The organism is Kitasatospora sp. NPDC058218 (assembly GCF_042882445.1).
In the GTDB taxonomy this organism is placed as follows: domain Bacteria; phylum Actinomycetota; class Actinomycetes; order Streptomycetales; family Streptomycetaceae; genus Kitasatospora.
In genome coordinates this window covers 114,114-119,749 of record NZ_JBHVWC010000019.1, presented here as the reverse complement: position 1 = coordinate 119,749, position 5,636 = coordinate 114,114, and the positions used below count along the sequence as shown (strand labels likewise).

Sequence of the window (5,636 nt, the reverse complement as noted above, 5' to 3'; positions counted from 1 at the left end):
GGCCGATGGGACGTTGACGGTCCCATCGGCCCGGCCGCCTGTTATGGTCCGCGCATGACGAAGCGTGTGCCCTTCCAAGGGGCGGAGAAGGAGAGCCTGTTCGCGGCTCTCGACCGGCACCGCGACGCGGTGCTGTGGAAGCTGGAGGGGCTGGACGACGAGCAGCTGCGTCGGCCGATGACGGCGTCCGGGACGTCGCTGCTGGGGCTGGTCAAGCACCTCGGCGGGGTCGAACTCGGCTGGTTCTGCCAGACGTTCGGCCGTGCGACCGGTCCGCTGCCGTTCGACCTCGACGAGGACGAGCAGTCCGACCTGCGGGTGCGGCCGGGCGAGTCCACGGCCGACGTCCTGACCTTCTACGCCCGTGCCCGGGCGAGCGCCGACCAGGTCATCGAGGAGCTGGCGCTCGACGACCTCGGCCGGGCCTGGTTCGGCGACGAGGTGTCGCTGCGCTGGGTGCTGATCCACATGGCGACCGAGACCGCCCGGCACGCCGGCCACATGGACATCGTGCGCGAGCTGATCGACGGGCGGACGGGGGACCACGACCGGGGCTGACGCGCCGGGGGCGGCCCGGCACCGCGGTCAGCCCAGGAAGACGCCGTCCCGTGCCACCACCCGCCCGGCCCGGACGACCAGTTCGCGCTCCGGCAGGTCGACCACCACCTGGGGCAGGCACTCGCCCGTCAGCAGCATGAAGTCGGCGGGCGAACCCGGGGCGAGGTCGGCGGCGGGCAGGCCCAGCAGCTCGGCGCCACCGGCGGCCGCGAGGGCGAAGCACTCGGACAGCTGTGCGTCGGTCCGCGCGTCGGTGGTCCAGCCGAGCAGATGGGCCCGGTGCAGCATGTCGGCGTTGCCGAACGGGCTCCAGGAGTCCCGCACACCGTCCGAGCCGAGCCCGACCCGCACGCCGTGTGCCGCCAACTCCCGGAAGGGCAGCACCTGGTGGGCCGAGGGTGCGACGGTGGTGAGCCCGATGCCGGCCCCGGCCAGCAGTTCGGCCAGCACGTCGAGTCCGCTGCCGGTCAGCTCCGGCACGCAGAAAGCGTGGCTGACCACCACGCGCCCCTGCAGCCCGGCGGCCTTCGTCCGGGCGGCGATGTCGCGCAGCGGGGCGAGGCCCCGCTCGCCGGTGTCGTGCAGGTGGACGTCCAGCCGGAGGCCGTGCCGCTCGGCGAGGCCGAAGACCTGGTCGAGCTGCGCCGGGCCCTCGCCGTCCGCCCCGGCCTCGTCGAACCCGGCCGGGTCGATCCCGCCGACCGCGTCGATCAGCCCGCTCGCCGCCGCCTCCGCGAGCAGCGCGCCCGCTCCCGGCGTCCGGCGCACCCCGTGCTGCGGGAAGGCCACCACCTGGACGTCCAGCGCCGCTCCCAGCCGCTCCCGTGCGGCCGCCAGCCCCTCCACCCCCGCCAGGCCGTACGCGGGGGCCACGTCCACATGGGCCCGTACCGCCCGCGTCCCCCGGGTCACCGCGTGGGCGAGCAGCCGCTCGGCCCGCTCGGCGAGCGGCGTGCGCTGGTGCTCGTAGAGTTCCACGTCGCCCCGCACGTACTCCGGCAGGCCGCCGGCCGGGCGCCGGCTGTACCAGGGCTCGCCCCAGGCGGTCTTGTCCGGGTGGATGTGCGCGTCCACCAGGGTCGGCAGCGCGATCCGCCCGCGCCCCTCCACGACCTCCACCCGCGCTCCCTCGGGCACCTGCGCGACCACCACTCCGTCGACGGCGATCAGCTCGGCGGGCGTGGCCGAGCCGAAGGGCCGGATGTCGCGGAAGACGGTGGCGGCGGTGGCCGGGGTCATGGTTCCTCCTGATCTGGTGGGCTTTGTCGGTGGCACCAACCAACCCGACGGCGGCACGCTTCGTCAACTCCCGCTCGATTCCGGGGTGGTGGGACAGGCCGGCTCCGGGCGGTGGCCGGCGGGCCGGCCCCGCCCGCGCGGCTGGAGCGGGGCCTCGCCGCCCCGCCCCGGGCGGGGGCGCACGCCCGTTCGGCGCAGCAGCGGCGGACCGGGGCCGGGGCGGGCCGCATGCTGGGGCGGGGGAGGGGCCCAGCCAAGGAGTGGATCGAGGATGGTCAAGGCATTCGGGTTCGTCGACTACGGCGGTCCGCAGACTCAGGAGTTCCTGGACCGGCCGGTGCTGGAACCCGGCCCCGGACAGTTGGCGATCGCCGTCCGGGCGGCCGGGGTGAACCCGGTGGACTGGAAGATCCGCCGGGGACTCCTGGGGCGGGACCGCGAGCTGCCCGCCGTGCTGGGCCAGGAGGCGGCGGGGGTGGTGGAGCGGATCGGCCCGGACGTCACGGGGTTCACCCCCGGGGACGAGGTGTTCGGGATCGCGGCGGCGGGCGGCTACGCGGAGCAGACGCTGCTGCTCGCGGCGATGAGCGCGGTCAAGCCCGCCGCCCTCGGGTTCGCCGAGGCGGCGACCCTCCCGGTGGCGGCCGCGACCGCCGACGACGGGGTCCGGGACGTCGGAGTGGGGGCCGGGCGGACGCTGCTGATCCTCGGCGTCGCGGGCGGTGTCGGCAGCGTGGCCGCGCAGATCGCCCGCAGCCGGGGGATCCGGGTCGTCGGCACCGCGAGCGACGCCAACCGCGGCTACGTGGAGTCGCTGGGCGCGGTGCAGGTGCGCTACGGCGACGGTGTGGCGGAGCGGATCGGGGCGGTCGCACCGGACGGCGTGGACGGCATCCTCGACCTGGTCGGCGGGCCCGCCCTGCGGGCCGCCGCCGAGACACTGGCCGACCGCTCGAAGCTGGTCTCCACCGTCGACCCGGCCACCGCGGCGGAGCTCGGCGGCCGTTTCCTCACCCGCACCACCACCCCCGGGACGCTGGCCGCACTGGCCGCGCTGGTGGCGGCCGGCGAACTCGACGTGCACCTCACCGGCCGCCATCCGCTGGCCCGCGCGGCCGAGGCGCTGGCGCTGGTCGAGTCCGGGCACGCACGCGGCAAACTGATCCTCGACATCGGCTGAGAGCAGGCGAGATGAAGCAGCAGGCAGTGACGGTCGGCGGGCCCTGCTGGGTGGAGCACGGCAGCTCCGACCCGGACGGCGCCAAGGTCTTCTACGGTGAGCTGTTCGGCTGGCGGGCCGAAGAGATCGACGCACCGCCGGAGGCCGGCGACTACACCTTCATGAAGCTGGACGGCGCGATCGCCGCCGCCGTCGCCCCGCTGTACGGGGAGGAGCAGCCGACGGCCTGGAGCGTCTCCTTCGCGGTCGACGACGCGGACGCCTCCGCCGCCAGGATCACCGGCGCCGGCGGGAGCATCGTCGTCGAGCCGATGGAGGCGCTCGGCCTCGGCCGGTTCGTGGTCGCCGCCGATCCGTCCGGCGCGCTGTTCGGGCTCTGGCAGGCGCAGTCGCTGGCGGGCCTCCAGGTGCTGAACGTCCCGGGTGCGCTCGGCTGGGTCGAGCTGCTCACCCGGGATCCCGACGGCGCCCGGGCGTTCTACCCGGCGGTGTTCGGCTGGACGGTCCGCCCCTCCGAGGTCTACCCCCAGTGGGGCCTGGCCGACGCCGACTTCGGCGGCATGCTGACGATGGACGACCGCTTCCCGCCGCAGGTGCCGCCGCACTGGCTGCCCTACTTCGCGGTCGCGGACGTGGACGTGACCGTCTTTCGGGCCGGCAACCTGGGCGCCGACGTCCTGATGCCGCCCACCTCGATGCCGGACGGGCCCCGGATCGCGGTGCTGCGTGACCCGCAGGGCGCGGCCTTCGCGGTGCACCTGGCCGGGGCGGAGGGCTGAGCCGCCCCGACGGACCGCCGGGCCGCCGGCCCGGCGGCGCTACCCGGCGGCCCGCCCCGGCCCGCGCCGTCCGGTCCGACCGCGCCGGCCGGCCAGCACCGTGCCGGCCGTCACCAGCAGGGCGGCGGCGGGCACCACGTCGCCGATCCGGTCGTACCAGGTCAGCGCGGACGGTGCGGTGAGCGGCAGCCGCACGGTCAGGGCCCCGGCGCGGTCCGTCCCGAACCGGGCCAGTTCGCGGCCCTGCGCGTCGAAGGCGGCCGAGACCCCGGTGAGCGAGGCCTGGACGGCCGGGCGGCCGGTCTCGGCGGCGCGGATCGCGGCCAGCGAGACGTGCTGCTCGGGCGCCCAGGTGCCCTGGAAGGTCGAGGTCGAGGACTGGTAGACCAGTACCCGGGCGCCGTCCCGGGCGGCCGTCCGCGACATGTCGGGGAAGGCCGACTCGAAGCAGATCAGCGCCCCGACCGGCAGCGGAGCCCCGGCGCGGTCGGTGGCCGGGAGGACGTGGAACGCGCTGCCGGGGGCCCGGTTCTCGCCCGCCGCCCGGCTGACCCCGGCGATCCAGCCCAGCAGCGGGCGCAGCGGGATGTACTCGCCGAACGGCACCAGCCGGATCTTGCGGTAGCGGTCGATCGTGCCGGCGGGGGAGATCAGCACCGCGTCCTTGGAGATCCGCCCGTCGGCCTTGCGGGCGTCCTCGCCGGCCAGGATCTCGGCGCCGGTGACGGCGGAGAGCCGGCTCAGCCGGGCCGCGGTGGCCGGGTCGCGCTCCAGGTCGGCGGTGGTGCTGCTCTCGCCCCAGACGATCAGGTCGACCGGCCGGCCGCCCAGGGCGGCGGTGGCGGCCGCACTGGCCTCGAACCGGGCCTGCGGGTCCTCGACGATCCCGGGCTGGACCAGGGCCACGGTGACCGTCCCGGCGCCGGCCGGCGCGGCGCGCAGCGCGAACAGCAGCGGTCCGGCAGCGAGCACCAGCACGGTGGCCAGGGCCGCCACGGCGCGCGGCCGCCACCCGGCGGCGGTCAGGACGATCAGCACGCCGGTGTTCACCGTCACCACGGCGGCGCTGACCAGCCAGATCCCACCCGCCGAGGCCAGCGCCAGGACGGCCGGGTGCTGCCACTGGGTGGCGCCGAGCAGCGCCCACGGACCGCCGAGGGCGTGCCAGGAGCGCGCGTACTCGGTGGTCAGCCAGACGGCGGGGACGACGGCCAGGGCGAGCAGCGCGCGCCGGACGGTCAGCGGCGGGTGCAGCAACCGGTGGACGACCAGTCCCACCCCGGCCTGCAGCACGCCGAAGACCACCGCGAGCAGCGGCAGGGCCGGGCCGATGGACGGGATCAGCCAGTACATCCCGGTGAGGATGAACCCCGCGCCGAACCACCAGCCCCGGACCGCCGCCTCGCGGGCGCTCGGCGCCCGCTGCATCAGCAGCAGGCCGGGTACCAGCGCGACCCAGGCGAGCGCGGCCACCCCGGGGGCCGGGAAGGCGAGCACCGGCACCGCCCCGGCGGCCAGGGCGGCCAGCCGGGCGCGGTAGCGGTGGGCCCGGACGGCGCGGTCCGGAGCGGTGGACGCCCCGAGGGCGGGCCGGGGCAGCGTGAGGCGGCGGGACATGCCCCGTATTGTCCGCTCGACCGCGAGCCGGTGCCACGTTTGGGCACACGGTGTTGACGCCGGTCGGGCGGTCGGGCGACGGGTGGCCGTCGGGTGACGGCCGAACCCGTCGGGTGACGAGTGGCGGGAGCGCGCAGGCCGTCCGTGACGTCGTGGGGGGGGGGGCCCCCGCGGGCCCGCGGCGGGGCGGCCCCCGCCCGGCCCACCACCCCCGGCCCCCCCCCACCCGCCCCCGGTCAAAACCCCACCGCCCCCCCAGCCCG

5 protein-coding genes are annotated in these 5,636 nt (G+C 76.7%); 3 read left to right on the top strand and 2 right to left on the bottom strand.

Going from position 1 to position 5,636, the window contains the following annotated elements; all coding sequences use genetic code 11:
* The first annotated feature begins 54 nt into the window (after positions 1–54).
* Entirely contained in the window at positions 55–558 is a 504-nt protein-coding gene (locus tag ACFVYI_RS14735; RefSeq protein ID WP_387885058.1) for a DinB family protein, read from the top strand.
* 27 nt (positions 559–585) lie between these two features.
* On the opposite strand, the gene ACFVYI_RS14730 is transcribed toward ACFVYI_RS14735, so the two are convergent.
* Positions 586–1,797, bottom strand: a complete 1,212-nt coding sequence (locus ACFVYI_RS14730; protein ID WP_387885056.1) for an amidohydrolase — start codon at positions 1,795–1,797, stop codon at positions 586–588.
* Between the two features lie 271 nt (positions 1,798–2,068).
* Between ACFVYI_RS14730 and ACFVYI_RS14725 the strand changes: the two genes are divergently transcribed.
* Together ACFVYI_RS14725 and ACFVYI_RS14720 are read left to right on the top strand one after the other, a co-directional pair.
* Positions 2,069–2,977, top strand: coding sequence for an NADP-dependent oxidoreductase (locus ACFVYI_RS14725; protein ID WP_387885054.1), 909 nt, complete (start codon positions 2,069–2,071; stop codon positions 2,975–2,977).
* A gap of 11 nt (positions 2,978–2,988) precedes the next feature.
* Positions 2,989–3,756: a VOC family protein gene (locus ACFVYI_RS14720; RefSeq protein WP_387885051.1), complete on the top strand. Its 768-nt coding sequence runs from the start codon at positions 2,989–2,991 to the stop codon at positions 3,754–3,756.
* Positions 3,757–3,795: 39 nt separating this feature from the next.
* Here ACFVYI_RS14720 and lnt read toward each other — a convergent pair whose 3' ends face one another.
* Positions 3,796–5,373: an apolipoprotein N-acyltransferase gene (gene lnt / locus ACFVYI_RS14715; RefSeq protein ID WP_387885049.1), complete on the bottom strand. Its 1,578-nt coding sequence runs from the start codon at positions 5,371–5,373 to the stop codon at positions 3,796–3,798.
* Positions 5,374–5,636 lie beyond the last annotated feature (263 nt).